The 18,761-nt window shown below is 45.1% G+C and carries 15 protein-coding genes; 12 read left to right on the top strand and 3 right to left on the bottom strand.

What is annotated here, in order from left to right:
- Positions 1 to 18 precede the first annotated feature (18 nt).
- The 6 genes from R7P80_RS08585 to R7P80_RS08610 all read left to right on the top strand — a co-directional run bounded on the left by R7P80_RS08585 (position 19) and on the right by R7P80_RS08610 (position 6,768).
- Positions 19 to 1,695, top strand: coding sequence for an ABC transporter substrate-binding protein (locus tag R7P80_RS08585; protein ID WP_017633862.1), 1,677 nt, complete (start codon positions 19 to 21; stop codon positions 1,693 to 1,695).
- A 128-nt stretch (positions 1,696 to 1,823) separates the two neighbouring features.
- Complete coding sequence (gene oppB / locus R7P80_RS08590; protein ID WP_005380786.1) at positions 1,824 to 2,744, top strand: oligopeptide ABC transporter permease OppB; 921 nt, start codon at positions 1,824 to 1,826, stop codon at positions 2,742 to 2,744.
- 15 nt (positions 2,745 to 2,759) lie between these two features.
- Positions 2,760 to 3,662 carry an oligopeptide ABC transporter permease OppC gene (oppC, locus tag R7P80_RS08595; RefSeq protein ID WP_017633861.1) on the top strand — a complete coding sequence of 301 codons (903 nt, stop codon included), beginning with the start codon at positions 2,760 to 2,762 and terminating at the stop codon, positions 3,660 to 3,662.
- A 27-nt stretch (positions 3,663 to 3,689) separates the two neighbouring features.
- Complete coding sequence (locus R7P80_RS08600; protein WP_005380792.1) at positions 3,690 to 4,661, top strand: ABC transporter ATP-binding protein; 972 nt, start codon at positions 3,690 to 3,692, stop codon at positions 4,659 to 4,661.
- A complete protein-coding gene (gene oppF, locus R7P80_RS08605; RefSeq protein WP_005387265.1) occupies positions 4,640 to 5,653 on the top strand; it encodes a murein tripeptide/oligopeptide ABC transporter ATP binding protein OppF in 1,014 nt (337 codons plus the stop codon). Before R7P80_RS08600 ends, oppF begins: the two co-directional genes overlap by 22 nt.
- Before the next feature lie 167 nt (positions 5,654 to 5,820).
- Positions 5,821 to 6,768 (top strand): glutathione S-transferase family protein, encoded by a 948-nt coding sequence (locus R7P80_RS08610; protein WP_213987322.1) that lies wholly within the window; start codon positions 5,821 to 5,823, stop codon positions 6,766 to 6,768.
- Positions 6,769 to 6,882: 114 nt separating this feature from the next.
- On the opposite strand, the gene R7P80_RS08615 is transcribed toward R7P80_RS08610, so the two are convergent.
- The 3 genes from R7P80_RS08615 to R7P80_RS08625 all read right to left on the bottom strand — a co-directional run bounded on the left by R7P80_RS08615 (position 6,883) and on the right by R7P80_RS08625 (position 11,126).
- On the bottom strand, positions 6,883 to 7,305 hold the full coding sequence (locus tag R7P80_RS08615; RefSeq protein ID WP_005387269.1) for a hypothetical protein: 423 nt from the start codon (positions 7,303 to 7,305) through the stop codon (positions 6,883 to 6,885).
- Positions 7,306 to 7,648: 343 nt separating this feature from the next.
- Positions 7,649 to 9,793 (bottom strand): phosphate acetyltransferase, encoded by a 2,145-nt coding sequence (gene pta / locus R7P80_RS08620; protein ID WP_005380805.1) that lies wholly within the window; start codon positions 9,791 to 9,793, stop codon positions 7,649 to 7,651.
- Between the two features lie 136 nt (positions 9,794 to 9,929).
- Complete coding sequence (locus R7P80_RS08625; RefSeq protein WP_005380807.1) at positions 9,930 to 11,126, bottom strand: acetate kinase; 1,197 nt, start codon at positions 11,124 to 11,126, stop codon at positions 9,930 to 9,932.
- A gap of 346 nt (positions 11,127 to 11,472) precedes the next feature.
- On the opposite strand from R7P80_RS08625, the gene yfbV reads away from it, so the two are divergent.
- The 6 genes from yfbV (at position 11,473) to R7P80_RS08655 (ending at position 18,726) form a co-directional block, all read left to right on the top strand.
- Positions 11,473 to 11,925 (top strand): terminus macrodomain insulation protein YfbV, encoded by a 453-nt coding sequence (yfbV, locus tag R7P80_RS08630; protein ID WP_005380809.1) that lies wholly within the window; start codon positions 11,473 to 11,475, stop codon positions 11,923 to 11,925.
- A gap of 330 nt (positions 11,926 to 12,255) precedes the next feature.
- Positions 12,256 to 13,221, top strand: coding sequence for an ABC transporter substrate-binding protein (locus tag R7P80_RS08635; protein WP_017633858.1), 966 nt, complete (start codon positions 12,256 to 12,258; stop codon positions 13,219 to 13,221).
- A 175-nt stretch (positions 13,222 to 13,396) separates the two neighbouring features.
- Complete coding sequence (locus R7P80_RS08640) at positions 13,397 to 14,332, top strand: ABC transporter permease (protein ID WP_225491485.1); 936 nt, start codon at positions 13,397 to 13,399, stop codon at positions 14,330 to 14,332.
- Positions 14,329 to 15,123 carry an ABC transporter ATP-binding protein gene (locus R7P80_RS08645; RefSeq protein ID WP_005387275.1) on the top strand — a complete coding sequence of 265 codons (795 nt, stop codon included), beginning with the start codon at positions 14,329 to 14,331 and terminating at the stop codon, positions 15,121 to 15,123. The genes R7P80_RS08640 and R7P80_RS08645 overlap by 4 nt, the downstream gene beginning before the upstream one ends.
- Before the next feature lie 141 nt (positions 15,124 to 15,264).
- Complete coding sequence (gene malZ, locus R7P80_RS08650; protein WP_225491484.1) at positions 15,265 to 17,091, top strand: maltodextrin glucosidase; 1,827 nt, start codon at positions 15,265 to 15,267, stop codon at positions 17,089 to 17,091.
- Between the two features lie 174 nt (positions 17,092 to 17,265).
- Complete coding sequence (locus R7P80_RS08655) at positions 17,266 to 18,726, top strand: sensor domain-containing diguanylate cyclase (protein ID WP_053304228.1); 1,461 nt, start codon at positions 17,266 to 17,268, stop codon at positions 18,724 to 18,726.
- Positions 18,727 to 18,761: the final 35 nt, after the last annotated feature.

Raw genomic sequence — 18,761 nt, forward strand, 5'->3', positions numbered from 1 at the left:
AAATTTGGAGTTTTACGCATGTATAAGAATAAAATCACGCGCGCTTTATTTATTGGTGCTGGTCTTTCTCTCGCTCTAGCTGGTTGTGGTGAAAAGCCTGCGGAGAAACAAGCTGCTGAGCCTGCTCCGGCTCCAGCCCCTGAAGCTAAATCTGATTCTAAAGAGCCAAAACTTGCTGCTGTTCAAGAATTGGTGCGTGGTAACGGTACAGAAGTTGCGACAATAGACCCTCATAAATCTCAAGGTGTTCCAGAATCCCACGTGATTCGCGATCTTCTTGAAGGCCTTGTAAACCAAGATGCGGACGGTAACACTATCCCTGGTGTTGCAGAATCTTGGGAAACTGAAGACAACAAAACATACACTTTCCACTTACGTGAAGACGCAAAATGGTCAAACGGTGATCCTGTCACTGCAGGTGATTTCGTTTACAGCTTCCAACGCGCAGTCGATCCAGCAACCGCCTCTCCATATGCTTGGTACATGGAATACACCAAGATGAAGAACGCAAAAGACATTGTTGCGGGTAAAAAAGATAAGAGCGAGTTAGGTGTTAAAGCGGTTGACGATCACACGTTAGTGGTTGAGTTAGATACTGCAGTACCATATTTTGTAATGATGATGGGCCACACGACAGTGAAACCTGTTCATCAAGCAACTGTTGAAAAGTTCGGCGATCAATGGACGAAGCCAGAGAACTTTGTAGGTAACGGTGCTTATGTTGTTGACAACTGGGTTGTAAACGAGCGTTTGGTTCTAAAACGTAACGAACAGTACTGGGACAACGAAAACACGACGCTTGACCAAGTTACTTTCCTACCAATCGAGAACCAAGTAGCGGAAATGAACCGCTTCCTAGCGGGTGAAATCGACTTCACGAACGAGCTGCCTACAGAGCACTTCAAGCGTCTGAAGAAAGAGCACCCACAAGAAGTGTCGGTAACCGGTAACTTATGTACTTACTACTACATCTTCAATACGAAGAAAAAGCCGTTTGATGATGTTCGTGTGCGTAAAGCGATTTCTTATGCGATTGACCGTAACATTGTGACCGATGCGATTTTAGGTCAAGGTCAAAAGCCAGCTTACTTCCTAACACCTGAAATTACGGCAGGTTTCAACCCAGAAATTCCTGCATACGGCAAAATGACGCAAGAAGAGCGTAACGCAGAAGCTGCGCGTCTATTGGAAGAAGCGGGTTACGGCGCAGACAACCCTCTTGAATTTAACCTTCTATACAATACATCAGAGAACCACAAGAAACTTGCGGTTGCACTGGGTTCAATGTGGAAGAAGACACTTGGTCTAGACGTTACGCTAGAAAACCAAGAGTGGAAAACTTACCTATCTACCAAAGATTCTGGCAACTTTGAGGTTGCTCGTGCAGGTTGGTGTGGCGACTACAACGAAGCTTCATCTTTCCTAACGCTGATGATGAGTAATAACACTACTGGTGGTATTCACTACGACAGCAAAGAGTACGATGCGATCATGAACAAAGCATTTGCTTCAACTTCTGACGAAGAGCGCCAAGCACTTTACCTAGAAGCAGAGAAGTTGATGGCAAAAGATATGCCAATCGCACCTATCTACCAGTACGTGAAATCACGTCTACTATCACCGAAAGTTGGTGGCTTCCCAGTAAATAACGCGGAAGACAAGATTTACTCTAAAGATCTCTACATCACAGAGTAATTCGTAACTCGATAGAACTATAAAAATGAGGCCCTACATGTGAGAAATTGCATGTAGCGCCTGTGTTTAGTCCAAAAGAATTGGACGACTTCTTTAATTTAACTGTCACAGACTGAAAGAGTGAGTTTATGCTTAAATTCATCGCAAAAAGGATATTTGAGGCGATCCCAACAATGTTGGTTTTGATCACCGTATCTTTCTTTCTTATGCGCTTTGCACCGGGAAACCCTTTCTCGACAGAGCGTCCATTGCCACCCGAAGTAATGGCAAATATCGAAGCTAAATATGGCTTGGATAAACCTGTATTTGAACAATACACCACGTATTTGACCAATGTTATCCAAGGTGATTTCGGACCGTCATTTAAATACCTTGATTACTCAGTAAACGAGCTGATCGCGGTTGCCTTACCTGTTTCGGCTAAAGTGGGCTTCATCGCCTTTATCTTTACTTTGATAATGGGGGTTACCGTCGGTACCATTGCTGCGCTCAAGCAAAATACTTGGATTGATTACACCATTATGTCGACTGCGATGCTTGGTGTCGTAATGCCATCCTTCGTATTAGCGCCTGCGCTTATCTACATATTCTCGCTTCACTGGAATATCTTCCCTGCGGGCGGTTGGCAAGATGGTAGCTGGCAGTATTTAGTGCTTCCTGTTATTGGTATGTCGCTACTGTATGTTGCTACCTTTGCTCGTATTACGCGTGGTTCGATGATCGAAACCTTAAACAGTAACTTTATTCGTACGGCACGTGCTAAAGGTCTAAGTTACCGTTATATCATTATCAAACACGCTCTTAAGCCGGCACTTCTCCCTGTTGTTTCTTACATGGGTCCAGCTTTCGTAGGTATCATCACCGGTTCCGTTGTTATCGAAACCATTTTTGGTCTGCCTGGTATTGGTAAACTATTCGTTAACGCTGCGTTTAACCGTGACTACTCGCTAGTAATGGGGGTAACCATTCTGATTGGTTTCCTATTCATTCTATTCAACGCGATTGTAGATATTTTACTTGCAATGATTGACCCTAAAATTCGCTACTAACAGGGACGTTTGGTTATGTTAACGAAAAAAGAAAACCTAGAAGCGATTGAGAAATTCTCCGAAAACTTGGAGATTGAAGGTCGCAGTCTTTGGCAAGATGCTCGTATCCGTTTCATGCGCAACAAAGCGGCGATGGTGAGCTTATTCCTTCTTGTTCTAATGACGTTGGCGGTTATTATCCTGCCAATGATCGCACCGTACACATTTGATGATACTGACTGGTACGCGATGCACGTTGCACCGAATGCTGACCATTGGTTTGGTACTGACAGCTTAGGCCGTGATTTATACGTGCGTACGCTAATTGGAGGTCGTATTTCGTTGATGGTAGGTGTTATGGGTGCATTTGTAGCGGTACTGATTGGTACGCTCTACGGCGCAGCATCTGGTTTCATCGGCGGTAAAGTTGACCGCGTAATGATGCGTATTCTAGAAATTTTATACGCGGTACCGTTTATGTTCCTGGTGATTGTACTGGTAACATTCTTCGGTCGTAACATCATGCTGATCTTCGTTGCGATTGGTGCTATCGCATGGCTAGATATGGCGCGTATCGTACGTGGTCAGACTCTTAGTCTACGTAGCAAGGAGTTTATCGAAGCGGCACATGTGTGTGGTGTAAGCAACTGGAAAATCATTACTCGTCATATCGTACCGAACGTACTGGGTATTGTAGCGGTATACTCTACGCTGCTTATCCCAAGTATGATTCTAACGGAATCATTCCTATCATTCCTTGGTCTTGGTGTTCAGGAACCAATGACAAGTTGGGGCGCTCTTCTACAAGAAGGTGCACAGACAATGGAAGTAGCAATCTGGCAGTTGGCATTCCCAGCAGTGTTCATGGTTGTGACGCTATTCTGCTTCAACTACGTTGGTGACGGCCTGCGCGATGCGCTGGATCCAAAAGACAGATAATTAAAAGATAAGATTAAGGAAGCAATGATGAGCTTATTAGATGTCAAAGATCTGCGCGTCGAATTCACCACGCAAGATGGTATCGTAACCGCAGTAAACGATTTGAACTTCTCTCTCAACCAAGGCGAAACCTTAGGTATCGTTGGAGAGTCGGGATCAGGTAAATCTCAAACCGTATTCGCAATCATGGGCCTTTTGGCTAAGAACGGTATTATTTCTGGTAGCGCAAAGTTTGAAGGCAAAGAAATCCTAAACTTACCAGAAAAAGAACTGAACAAAGTGCGTGCGGAACAGATCGCAATGATCTTCCAAGACCCAATGACATCACTGAACCCTTACATGAAAGTGAGTGATCAGTTGATGGAAGTGCTTATGCTGCACAAAGGCATGGGCAAAGCGGAAGCATTTGAAGAATCAGTACGCATGCTGGAAGCGGTAAAAATCCCTGAAGCGCGTAAGCGTATCACGATGTACCCGCATGAGTTTTCAGGCGGTATGCGTCAGCGTGTAATGATCGCGATGGCGTTGTTATGTCGTCCTAAACTGCTTATTGCCGATGAGCCAACAACAGCACTTGATGTGACGGTACAAGCACAGATCATGGACTTGTTGAATGAGCTGAAATCTGAGTTCAACACAGCGATCATCATGATCACGCACGACCTTGGTGTGGTTGCAGGTTCGTGTGACAAGGTGCTGGTGATGTATGCAGGCCGTACTATGGAGTACGGTAACGTAAACGAAATTTTCTACAATCCAAGCCATCCTTATGCGGAGGGGCTGCTGAAGGCGATTCCTCGCCTCGATACTGAGGGTGAAATTCTGCCGACCATTCCTGGTAATCCACCAAACTTGCTTCGTTTACCGCCGGGCTGCCCTTATCAAGAGCGCTGTCACCGTGTGATGGATCGTTGTAAGCGCGAGGCGCCAATTCTGACACCATTTGGTGATGGTCGTCAGCGTGCATGTTTTTCTGAATGGGAGGCTTGGAACAAATGAACGCAGTAGACAAAAAACTAATTCTGGACATTTCTGAGCTGAAAGTTCACTTCAGCATTGCCTCAAAGTCGGCATGGCCGTGGTCAAAGCCTTCGAGCCTGAAAGCGGTAGATGGCGTGAACGTTCGACTATACGAAGGGGAAACGCTTGGTGTAGTAGGTGAATCAGGTTGTGGTAAATCGACGTTTGCTCGTGCCATCATTGGTCTGGTTGAAGCTACTGACGGCCAAGTAGTTTGGTTGGGTCAAGACCTTACTAAAATGAAAAGCGTTCAGCGCCGTGAGACGCGTAAAGAAATTCAGATGATTTTCCAAGACCCATTGGCATCGCTGAATCCGCGTATGACTGTTGGTGATATCATTGCTGAACCTCTTGAGACATTCTATCCAGAACTGTCTAAGCAGGAAGTGAAAGATCGCGTTAAAGAGATGATGGCGAAAGTTGGCCTATTACCTAACGTGATTAACCGTTACCCACACGAGTTCTCGGGTGGTCAGTGTCAGCGTATCGGGATAGCGCGTGCGCTTATCCTTAAGCCTAAGATGATCATTTGTGACGAGCCAGTATCGGCGCTTGATGTATCTATTCAAGCTCAGGTGGTTAACCTACTTAAAGAGATTCAAAAAGAGTTAGGGCTTTCTCTGGTATTCATTGCGCATGACTTGTCTGTTGTTAAACACATTTCAGATCGCGTTTTAGTTATGTATTTAGGTAATGCCGTTGAGCTTGGCGAGGCCGAGGCTCTGTTTGCTGATCCTAAGCACCCATATACGCGTGCGCTGATGTCTGCGGTTCCGATCCCGGACCCGGATATTGAGCGCAATAAGAAAATCCAAATGCTAGAGGGTGATCTTCCTTCACCTATCAACCCACCGTCGGGTTGTGTATTCCGCACTCGTTGCCCACAAGCAACCGAAGAGTGTGCAAAGACGAAGCCAACCATTTTAGGTAATGACGTTCACGCGGTATCTTGTTTACACGTTAGTGTATAAATTCAGCCTGTGACGGGCTTAAGCGCGACACCTTCATCGGGTCGCGCTTTTTTTATGTGTCTGATTTATACATTCGAATTTCTTGAACATGATGTCCTAAGTTCGATGATTCTCTGTTTGATAGGAAACGCTAATATAGACACAAACAGAACGAGAGGAGAGCAATCATGGGTAAGTTGGTTGAAGGTGTTTGGCAAGATGTCTGGTATGACACAAAATCAAATGGTGGCAAATTTGTGCGCGAAGATGCCGGATTCCGTAACTGGGTTAAAAACGACCCTGATGCGGAATTTACACCAGAGTCCGGTCGATACCATTTGTATGTCTCTCTTGCTTGTCCGTGGGCACATCGAACCCTCATTTTCCGCAAGCTGAAAGGTTTAGAACCACATATTGATGTCACGGTCGTTTGCCCTGATATGCTCAGCCAAGGTTGGCAAATGGGGCTTCCTGAGCCATTGTTTGGTCACACGCGCATGTATCAAATTTACACGCAGGCCAAACACGATTACACGGGCCGCGTAACCGTGCCTGTACTTTGGGATAAAAAGACCAATACTATTGTGTCAAACGAGTCGTCAGAGATCATTCGCATGTTTAACTCGGAGTTCAATGCGTTAACAGGGAATCACGACGACTACTATCCAGATCATCTAAAACACGTTATTGATGAGTGGAACGATTTTGTTTATCCAAATGTCAACAACGGAGTGTATCGTTGTGGCTTCGCGACTACACAAGAGGCGTATGAAGAAGCGTTTGATTCTTTGTTTAATGCGTTAGATAAAATCGATGCTCACTTAGCGACGCATCGTTACTTAGCAGGGAACACAATTACTGAGGCTGATTGGCGTTTGTTTACGACTCTTATTCGTTTTGATGCGGTGTATGTGGGGCATTTCAAGTGTAACAAGCAGCGCATCGCAGACTACGAAAATATACAAGGCTACTTAAAAGAGTTATATCAAGTCGAAGGCGTCGAAGAAACGACGGATTTCTATCACATTAAACGCCACTACTACTTCAGCCACACTGGGATTAATCCGACGCAAGTTGTACCAAAAGGGCCTGATTTAGACCTAAATACTCCTCATGGAAGAGAAAGGATTGGCTAGTTTGCTGCTTCCATTGCAAATGAAAAAGTACTTAACGGTTAGCAATGCCGTTAAGTACTTTTGTGTCATCTAAATACCGGGAGTAGGAAGTTTACTTTTTCATTCATCGCCACCTTACTTAGCGCGTACGATGTCCATCACTAGCTTTCCGTCCACTTTTACAGGACCGTCCTCTTTAGCGCCGAGCGTATACTCAAACACACCAGTCTTCATGCCACCTTTCTCTCCGTGGACCATTAACATCAGCATATCGCCTGATTCTACTGGTTCCATCAAAATTGCATTTACGTTTTCATTCTTTCCCATTTTTAACGGAGCGTAGCCGATAACAGGACCAGGCTTCATTGATTCGTCTGTTCGGTGGACAACCATCCACCCATTGTCATCAGCATGAGCCATTTCAGCGGTCACCGTTCCTCCGGACATATCTTGATCGACGCCTTTAATACTCGAGGCGGAAAAGCTGAATGAAGAAAAACTAATCAGAAACGCAGCTAAACCAAACTTTATCAGTGATGTATTGATGAAATCCTTCATATATATTCCTTAGCAGTCAATGAGTTTGTGCATTGCAGTAGCTTTTACGTATTTCCTAGCAAAAAAGTTTAGCTAAAACGTAAATAATGCCGATAAATTGAACAGGGGCCGTGCTGCCTTGGAGCCAATGTATTTTGGGGAATGGGTCAATCGGTGTAAGAACAAGCGCGAGCATTGTCGATTAGGTGTGGTGGGGCGATAGGGAGAAAAGCTTTGCGCACCAGTAATTATAGGTTGTGCAGTGATTGGTATAAAAAACAAATAAGTGTTCTGGCCAGCAATAGAAAAAGCCCTCGACGAATCGAGGGCTTTGTATCTATATCTAACTAGATGTCAGAAGCGATTATTTAGCTTCTTGGTCTGCTTGGATAGCTGTTAGAGCGATGGTGTACACGATGTCGTCTACTAGCGCGCCACGAGACAAGTCGTTTACAGGCTTACGCATACCTTGCAGCATTGGACCGATAGATACTAGGTCAGCTGAACGTTGTACCGCTTTGTAAGTTGTGTTACCCGTGTTTAGGTCTGGGAATACAAATACTGTCGCTTTACCTGCAACTGGAGAGTTTGGTGCTTTAGAAGCAGCAACGTTTTCCATAATAGCAGCGTCGTACTGTAGAGGGCCGTCAATGATAAGATCAGGACGTTTCTCTTGAGCCAGTTTTGTTGCTTCACGTACTTTATCAACGTCTGCACCCTTACCAGATTCACCTGTAGAGTAAGAGATCATTGCAACGCGTGGTTCGATACCAAATGCTGCTGCAGAGTCAGCAGATTGGATAGCGATTTCAGCAAGCTGTTCAGCAGTTGGATCTGGGTTGATTGCACAGTCACCGTAAACCAGTACTTGATCAGGCAGAAGCATGAAGAATACTGAAGATACGATAGACGCATTTGGTGCCGTCTTGATGATTTGGAACGGAGGAACGATAGTGTTCGCCGTAGTGTGAACAGCACCAGAAACTAGGCCGTCAACTTCGTCGTTCTCAAGCATCATTGTGCCTAGGAATACTGAATCTTGTAGCTTCTCACGAGCCACAACTTCAGTCATGCCTTTAGCACCGCGCAACTCAACTAGGCGAGCAACGTAGTTTTCACGAACAGCATCTGCATCAATGATGGTTACACCAGTACCTAGCTCAACGCCTTGTTGAGCCGCTACGCGACGGATTTCATCTGGGTTACCTAGAAGTACACAGTCTGCAATGCCGCGTTCAGCACAGATTGCCGCTGCTTTAACTGTGCGTGGTTCGTCACCTTCTGGAAGAACGATACGCTTACCTGCTTTACGAGCAAGTTCAGTTAGCTGGTAACGGAACGCTGGTGGGCTTAGACGACGAGACTTCTGAGTGCCTTCAGTCATAGACTCGATCCAGTTACCGTCGATGTGGCCAGCAACGTGTTCGTTGATGAACTCGATACGCTCTTTATCGTCTGCAGGTACTTCTATGCTGAAGCTCTGTAGGTTTAGAGACGTTTGCCAAGTGTTACCTTGTGCTTTGAAGATAGGTAGACCAGTGTCGAATGCTGGTTTACATAGGCCTTCGATTTCGCTAGGGATATCGTAACCGCCAGTTAGCAGTACTGCACCAATATCCACACCGTTCATTGCAGCAAGAGAAGCAGCAACGATAACATCAGGACGGTCTGCAGAAGTAACAAGTAGAGAACCCGGTTTGAAGTGCTCAATCATGTTTGGCAGAGAACGTGCACAGAAAGTGATGCTCTTGATGCGACGAGTGTTGATGTCACCTTCGTTGATGATATCTGCTTTCAGGTGTTTAGCCATGTCGATTGCACGAGTCGCAATCAGATCAATGCTCCATGGCACACAACCTAGTACACGAATTGGAGAAGTGTTGAAAATTTCCATCACTTTCAATTCGTTTTGTTTCGCGCTGTCTGCATCGTCAAAGATTTCAGATAGGTCAGGGCGAGTACGGCCAGCTTCGTCAACAGGAGCGTTTAGTTTGTTGATGATAACACCAGAGATGTTTTTGTTTTTAGTGCCGCCGAAGTTAGAACATGCTACTTCGATACGCTCTTTCAGTTGCGCAGGGTTATCAGTACCTGGAGTCGCAACTAGCACGATTTCTGCACCAAGTGTTGCCGCGATTTCCGCGTTTACTTGGTTTGCAAATGGGTGCTTACGAGTAGGTACAAGACCTTCGATTAGCGTAACGTCTGCGTCTTTGTTGATTTGGTTGTAACGTTCAACAACGGTTTCTAGCAGCTCGTCCATGTTGTCGTTACCGATTAGGCTTTCAGCAACAGACATCGCCATTGGTTCACCGATCTTCATATCGCTGTTACGACCAACGATAGTTGAAGTCAGATCTGGCTGATCACCACCTGAACGTGGCTGACAGATTGGCTTGTAGAAAGAAACTTTAACGCCTTTACGCTCCATAGCGCGAAGAACACCCATGCTAACGCTTGTTAGGCCAACGCCTGCGCTAGTAGGGATAAGCATAATAGTACGAGACATTCGTAGAGTACCTTTAGCTATTTGGGGGATAAAAGCTCAACTCTTATTCCATGAAGCTCGAAGAATAGGAGTTGAGCCCCTAAGAAATTCGTTTGATTGAAAATCTGGCTAGCCGAGTGGCTAGCCAGGAATTCAATTAAAGACCTGTCAGGCGAGCAGTGTCTTCAGCGATGACTAGCTCTTCGTTAGTAGAGATAACCATTGCAGGGATACGGCTGTTTTCAGTCGTGATAACGCCTTCGCCGCCGAAGCGAGCTTTAAGGTTAGCTTCGCTATCTACTTCGATACCGAAGATGCCAAGACGGTTTAGAACCATTTCACGGATAGGGCCAGAGTTCTCGCCGATACCGCCAGTGAAAGTGATTGCGTCTAGACGGCCTTCCATTGAAGCAGTGTAGCCAGCAACGTATTTAGCTAGACGGTGGCAGAACACGTCCATTGCGCGCGTTGCTTCTTCTTTTTGACCGTAGTTGTCTTCAACGAAACGACAGTCAGAAGTCACTTCAGTTAGACCTTGAAGACCAGACTCTTTAGTTAGCATCGTGTTGATTTGATCAACAGAGTAACCTAGAGCGTCGTGTAGGTGGAAGACGATAGCAGGGTCGATGTCGCCACAGCGAGTACCCATTACCAGACCTTCAAGTGGAGTAAGACCCATAGAAGTGTCTACAGATTGACCGTTCTTGATCGCACATACAGATGCGCCGTTACCTAGGTGACAGTTGATGATGTTTACTTCTTCAACTGGTTTGTTTAGTAGGCCTGCAACTTCACGAGTGATGAACAAGTGAGAAGTACCGTGCATGCCGTAACGACGGATACCGTGTTCTTTGTATAGGTTGTATGGAAGAGCGTATAGGTAAGACTCTTCAGGCATAGTTTGGTGGAACGCAGTGTCAAATACAGCAACGTTTTTCAGCTCTGGGAAGTTTTTCTTAGCCGCTTCGATACCGATGATGTGAGCAGGGTTATGAAGAGGTGCAAATGTTGCAGCGTCTTGAATACCTTTTAGAACTTCATCAGTAATTAGTGCAGATTGAGTGAACTGCTCGCCGCCGTGAACGATACGGTGACCGATTGCGCCTAGGTTAGCTTTAAGCTCTGGCTTAGAAGCAAGAATAGTTTCTACCATAAACGCTAGTGCTTCTTCGTGAGCTGCACCATTGCCTAGTTGAGCTTCGTGCTTGCCATCAAGTTTCCACTTGATGCGAGCTTCAGGAAGGTGAAGACACTCAGCAAGACCTGACAAGTGCTCGTCGCCGTTCTCGGCATCAACAACGGCAAATTTAAGAGAAGAACTACCGCAGTTTAAAACTAAAACTAGCTTAGACATGTATGACTACCTGTTATTCGTCTGATAAAAAATCAGTTAAAGAATGAAAAATTAATCACAAGAATAGCCGATACCCAGAAGGCTGCGTACTAATCCTGGTCAAAAATTGTTCTAATTCCATATAAAGAAATAGTGATGAACCCTTCCATCACTATGATGCGATCCGTGCAGATAGATATCTCGGAGTTGCTTAAATTGTAAATAACAGCAACAATGAGATTGAGGGTCTGCAAAGGATAGCGATAATAAGCAATGATAACAAAAAAAATTTGAAAGAATATTAACTTTCATCAATTTTTTGTACCTTCAGTTGAAATGTTCAACTATTTTTTAGTGAGAGAGCGGTATGAGTAATAAAGTCGGATTGATCCATAGCCTGAAAGATGGCCAGAATTACATGGAGATCTGGCCAGTTCGTAAAGAGCTAAGCGCCATATTTCCGGAACAGCGTATCATTAAGGCGACTCGCTTTGGCATTAAAGTCATGCCGGCCGTTGCTGCGATCAGCGTACTCACTCAAATGGCATTCAACAATTACCACGCGTTACCTCAATCCATTGTTGTTGCCTTGTTTGCGATTAGCTTGCCACTTCAAGGCATTTGGTGGCTTGGTGCTCGATCCAACACGAAATTGCCGCCTTCTTTGGCCTCTTGGTATCGGGAGTTGCATCAAAAAATTGTGGAAACAGGTTTTGCATTAGAGCCTGTCAAAGCTCGCCCTCGTTACAAAGAGCTTGCGATAATACTGAACCGAGCGTTTCGCCAGCTCGATAAATCGTCATTAGAGCGTTGGTTCTAATTTAAATTGTTTGAAATGGAGTGTGCACTGGCCGCTCCATTTTTGATCCTGCCTCTATTACCTACTTTGACGGTCGTTGATGAAGCGAGCGAAGCTTTGTTTACCAAAGATTCTTTCCGGATGAAGAAGTCCCCCCGATCACAAATGTTGCTTTAGTGTTAAATCTTTCTTTTCTTTACTAAGACTTAGTAGTAATAATAAAAACAAGATGCGCAAGAAGTGCACAGTTATATGAACACAACAATACCGCCTTCAAACATTTGAATTCACGAGTCGATACACATATTGAAAGCTCGTGAAACAAGGACGAAGTCACATCAAGGAGTTATGATGAAAACGAAACGTTTATTAGCCACTGCCGTTCTATCAGCTACTGCTATTTTCTCTTCTACCAATGTACTGGCCGCCACTGCAACTGTCGCAGTTTCACAGATTGTCGAACACCCGGCGTTAGACGCGACGCGCCAAGGATTGCTTGATGGTTTGAAAGCGAAAGGCTACGAAGAAGGCAAAAATCTAGAATTTGATTATAAGACCGCACAGGGTAATCCAGCGATTGCGGTGCAAATTGCCCGTCAGTACGTCGGCGAAAATCCTGATGTGTTAGTTGGCATCGCGACACCTTCGGCACAAGCCTTGGTGTCGGCTACTCGCTCTATTCCTGTTGTCTTTACTGCGGTAACAGATCCGGTTGGTGCGAAATTGGTTAAGTCGATGGAACAACCAGGCAAAAACGTAACTGGCCTGTCTGATCTTTCACCCGTTGCTCAGCATGTCGATCTCATCCAAGAAATTCTTCCTCAGGTGAAAAGCATCGGGGTTGTATTTAATCCCGGTGAAGCTAATGCCGTGACTTTAGTTGAATTACTAAAAGAAAGCGCAAAAGCAAAAGGCATACAAGTGGTTGAAGCGACCGCACTAAAAAGTGCTGATGTTCAGTCTGCGACTCAAGCGATTGCAGCGAAATCAGACATTCTTTACGCCCCAACAGACAATACAGTTGCAAGTGCGATTGAAGGGATGATTGTGGCAGCGAATCAAGCGAAGAAACCTGTATTTGGTGGCGCGACGTCGTATGTCGAAAAGGGTGCAATTGCAGGCTTAGGTTTTGACTACTACCAGGTTGGTGTACAAACCGCGGATTATGTGGCGGCGATTCTTGATGGTCAAGAACCAGGCAAGCTGGATGTAAAAGTCGCGACGGGTTCTGACCTTGTAATTAATGAAAGCGCAGCATCTAAGCTCGGTATCAAGCTGCCAAGTTCTGTGGTTGAACGTGCGACAAGCATGCAATAAGTAACGTTCTTTTGGGGTAAAGACCGTCACGCTGGTTGGTAGAGGCTTGCCCCAAAATTGATACTCGCCAGACTTCTCGTGTAGAGCATTCTGCTAGAGAAGAAGGGGAGTATACGTTAGAAGTCTTACGTTCAGGTTGGTATTAGCCAGCCTGAGCATGCAGAAAGGAGCAGTTATGTCTGCATTTGCTTTTTTTGGCGCACTCGAAATTGGCTTGATTTATGGCCTAGTCGCTCTGGGTGTGTATCTTACGTTCCGTGTTCTCGATTTCCCCGATTTGAGTGTGGATGGCAGTTTTCCAATGGGAGCGGCGGTGGCTGCAACGGCGATTGTCGCAGGTATTAATCCTTGGCTTGCGACAATAATGGCGATGATAGCTGGTAGTATGACGGGGTGGGTAACCGCTTTTCTGGCTGTTCGGTGTGGTATTTTACACCTGTTAGCTTCCATTCTTACCATGATCGCTGCATTTTCAATTAATATTCGTATTATGGGCAAACCTAATATGGCGTTGCTTGGAGAGGATACGATTCTCACTCCGTTTGAAGCATTGGGCGATGCGATGTTTATTCGCCCTCTGGTTGTTGGGGTCTTAGTTCTTCTTTCCGCTTTCTTTGTCATTCGCCTGCTGAACAGCGACTTTGGTCTTGGTTTACGAGCCACGGGTGTGAATGCGCGTATGGTTTCTGCGCAAGGGGCGAGCACTGGCTTTTATACCTACTTTGGCTTGGCTTTATCCAACGGGTTTGTGGGATTCGCAGGCGCGTTGTTTGCACAAGCGAACAGCTTTGCGGATGTGACCTCTGGCGTGGGCACCATTGTCGTTGGTTTGGCAGCTGTGATTTTGGGGCAGACCCTTATTCCCGGGCGCAAGATTTGGGTTGCGGTATTTGCGGTCATCATCGGTTCGGTACTTTATCGCCTTGCAGTGGCTTTCGCTTTGAGCTCTGGCATGTTTGGTTTACAAGCTTCAGACCTCAACCTTGTTACCGCAGTATTGGTGGCTGTGGCGCTTATTGCTCCAAAGCTAAAACAGAGCATGAGAGCGAAACAACGCGTTACTGATGCTAAACAAGCGGCATCAAAAAATGGTTCAGGGGAGGCATTATGATCGAACTAAATAATATTCAGGTCACGTTCAACCCTGGGACGATTTTGGAAAATCGTGCATTGAAAGGCGTCTCTTTAGAGGTGCCAGAGCATCAATTTCTTACCGTGATTGGTTCTAATGGCGCAGGAAAATCGACGTTGCTTGGTGCGGTGACAGGTGAGACGCCGATGATAGGTGGTCAGGTTATCATTGACGGCAAAGACGTCACCAAGCAGACGGTTGCCCAACGTGCGACGCAATGCGCCCGAGTGTTTCAAGATCCATTGGCCGGGACTTGTGGCGAACTGACGATAGAAGAGAACATGGCTCTAGCGCACATGCGTGGTAAAAAACGCAGCTGGGGGTTGGCGCTCTCTACTAAACGTCGCAAGCTGTTCCAAGAGCGAATTAGCATCCTCGGTCTTGGTTTAGAAGACCGCTTGGGCGATAGCATTGGGTTGCTGTCTGGTGGGCAACGACAAGCCGTTAGCCTTGTGATGGCGACGTTATCGGAGAGTAAGTTGTTATTGCTTGATGAACACACGGCTGCGCTTGATCCTCGTATGGCGGCGTTTGTTATCGACTTAACTAAACGTATTGTCGATGAGTTCGATTTAACCGTGATGATGGTGACGCATTCGATGAAAGACGCATTAGCATGTGGCGATAGGACCGTAATGCTTCACCAAGGTGAAATTGTGCTTGATGTGGCTGGAGAGCAGCGCGCTAACATGCAAGTACCAGACTTGTTGGATATGTTCTCTAAAGTGCGTGGTGAAGAGCTTGCAGATGACAGTCTCTTGTTGAACTAAGCGGTATCGGACAAGTCACTACGCCTACTAAGTGTGATCCTCCTTGAGAAAATTGGCTGATATGTCAACTCGCAGGGAGGATTTCTTGTCTCTAATTCTTCAATAACATAGTGGCATATCCGATGACGAGGAGTGCCCATAATGAACCTGCCATTTATTTTTCATAGTCAAACTATTGATGGTTTAGCTTTTAATGACGAGCAAGTTACAGTCAGACTGAAAACCGAGACATTGGATTTTGATTCCGTCTATGTGCGTATTGAGCCGGACAATGAAGAATATCTGGTCGACATGGCTCAAGTAGGAACGGCTGGTGAATTATTACTATGGGAGGCATCGTTTCGACCAAATCAAGATCGAGATGTCACACATTATGTGTTTAAGCTCCTCAAAGACGGACAACAATACTGGCTCGATGCACGAGGCGTACAAAAGCGTATTCCACCCAAAGAGTTCCACTTTAAGTTGAATGTAGAGCATCAACCACCAAGCTGGGTCCAAGAGCAAGTTTTCTATCAAATCTTTCCTGACCGTTTTTCTGCTAGTAAAAGTGAGTCTGATATTCGCCACGCTTATGCTCAGTATGATTCTGCATCGATCGTCAAGCCGTGGGGAGACGCGGTAGGCTCTCACCAAAATACCGGGGCGCGTGAATTCTTTGGCGGCGACCTCAAAGGTGTGGAGCAAAAGTTGGACTATCTTGAACAGCTCGGCGTTACTGCGCTTTATTTTAATCCGATCTTTTCTTCACCAAGTAATCATAAATACGACACCACTGATTACTTCACTGTTGACCCTATGTTCGGCACCAATGATCAGTTTGCTGAACTGTGTGAGAAAATCCGTGGTAAGAATATGAAGATTGTCTTAGACGCGGTGTTTAACCACACGTCAGTGCATCATCCTTGGTTTGATATCGAACAAAAAGGAGAAGGAGCGTATGGCAATCCGCAGTCAAAGTTCCGTGATTACTACTTTTTCGAAGGCGAAACCAATCACTACATTGGTTGGAAAGGCATTGGTAACTTACCGGTTCTGAACTTTGAAAATGAACAGGTGCGCGACTACATCTACCAAAGTGAAGAGTCTGTCATCAAGTATTGGCTGAAGCCACCGTACTTGGTTGATGGCTGGCGGTTTGATGTAATCCATATGCTTGGCGAAGGGGACGGCGCGAAAAACAATGCTCATTATGTGGCAGCGTTTCGTCATGCAACTAAGTCAGTAAACCCGAATGCTTATGTGTTAGGTGAGCACTTTTTTGAAGCAACGCAGTGGTTGCAAGGTGATCAAGAGGATGGGGCGATGAACTACTACGGTTTCGCTCATCCAGTCCGAGCTTTTATCGCACGACAAGACATTATGTACGATCCAATCAACATTGATGGTTTGGAGTTTAAAGCATGGTTGGACGAAGCCAGAGCAAAAATCCCATTTTCTAATCAGCTATCGCAGCTAAATCAACTCGATAGTCACGATACTGCTCGGTTTATCACATTGGTTGATGGTGATAAGCGTAAAATGAACATCGCGCTAGCAATGCTTATGACTTACGTTGGCACGCCTTGTATTTACTATGGGAGTGAAGTCGGTCTAGAAGGAGGGCTAGACCCGGATAATCGTTGTTGTTTTCCTTGGAATGAAATTGAAAGTTCACAATGGCTATCGCTTTACCAACAATGGATCAAGATACGTAAACAATGTAAGCCTTTACAGTCGGGCTGTATTCAATGGCTTCATTGTACTAACAACCAGTTGGCGTACGCACGTGTACTGGGTCGTGAAGCAGTCGTTGTAATGATTAATCTCAGTGGTAATGAATGTTCAATCGATTTACCTATGTGGCAACTGGGCTTGGAGGTTAGCCAAGTTATATCGTTGTTAGATGACACAGAACAGGTTGATTATAAAGGTCATATCTCTGTCAATATGTCGGCACAGAGCTGCAAATTATGGCGACTAAAGTGACACCACACTCTATATTGATTAAACTCCTTTAATATATAAACGGTCTCAAACAGCGCGCACACATTTGTTTGGTCTCTTGTTATCTGGTGCTGCATTGCATGCGTCACCAGATAACGAGTATCAATTTAATAGCAGTCATAAGAGACTATTGACCTTTCATATGCATGGTACTCAATGGTAAACCAAAGGCGATTTAGCCTCTCATTTGTCATCTTTTTTCCTCTGGCGTTATTTGTAGTGGTTTTACTCGTGACAACGAAAAATTACTATGATGCGGTTAACCGCTATATCGATTCTGAGTATTCGCGTATCGAGCGTGCAATGTCTCGCGGTATTAAAGTACTCACGGCTTTAGATTACAGCTTCACCAACTATACCAATTACGCTAACCCACTGTTTGAAGAACATAATTCTTTAGTCAAAGAAGGGCTTTGTTATCTTTGGCCTATAGATGTGTTATTACTCGAAAGTGTTTATAGTGAAGGGTTACCTGCGGTTGACCTTGATTATATGATCGTAGGGGACGAAAGCTTATGTCAGCAAGGTTCAACGATTAACCAGTTAGCTGAACAAAAGGCGGGTTTTGCGCCGTCATTGTCATTTCTGCACGATATTGAATCGCACATTGTTGGAATCCATTACATTGACAAGCGCGGTTACGTTATCTCCTCACCCGATACCTACGCAAAAAATTTCACAAGAGAGCTTTTGTCAACGCTAAAAGCCCGACCTTTTTGGCAAAAAACCGCGCAAGATAAAGTGAACATTACCTTGGCTGGACCAGGGCCTGTGTTGGACTCGATGGAAGGTCAAGTCATTAGTATGACGGTACCCGTCTATGAGAAAGGAGAACACCAAGGTGTTTTGTCTATTGATTTTGATATCAATACGCTCATGGCTTCATCGCTAGGTCTTGTAGGTCAGTTTCATTTGGTTTCCAATTTACAATCCATTCCTTCAAACAGTACACGAATCAAACCAGTCGAATTAGAGCGATTGAGTGCGAATCACAGCATGTACTACGAGTACAACCTTTGGGATGAAGCTAAGAACCTAGCGGTTTTTGAAAAATACAGCCTTATTGTCGCACTATTTATTTACGTGCTGAGTACCGTCGTCTTGTTCTATGTGAATATGCATAGCGAGCGACGTTACTTTAAAGAACTGGCAGCAAGAGACCCAATGACCAGCTTATTGAATCGTCGAGGTATGCAAACCGTGTGGCGTAATAAGATGACAAAAAAACAGGTTGCTTTGGCAGTGTTCGATATTGATAACTTCAAGAAGATCAACGACACCTATGGTCATGATGTCGGTGATTCTGCAATTCAGCTTGTTGCAAAATGTATACGTGAAAATATTCGCCATACCGATGTTGCCTCAAGGTTTGGTGGCGAAGAGTTCGTTTTAGCTATTTATGACGAAGATTCAGAAGGCATTAAACTCATTTTAAACAGAGTAAAAAAAGCCATAGATGAGCGCTCGATACGCGTAACGAAAGAAGGCTTTACGATCTCTGGCGGTGTGGTGTTTAGTAAAGAGAGCCGAGTAGAAAACTTTGATGAGTTGTTTAAAGCGGCGGATGAAAAGTTATATCAAGCCAAAAGTACCGGAAAAAATAAGATTTGTTACTAGGATTTAGGTACTAAAAAGGACGAGATATTCGTCCT

Origin of the sequence: Vibrio sp. 2092 (assembly GCF_033339635.1) — a bacterium.
Taxonomy (GTDB): Bacteria; Pseudomonadota; Gammaproteobacteria; order Enterobacterales; family Vibrionaceae; genus Vibrio; species Vibrio alginolyticus.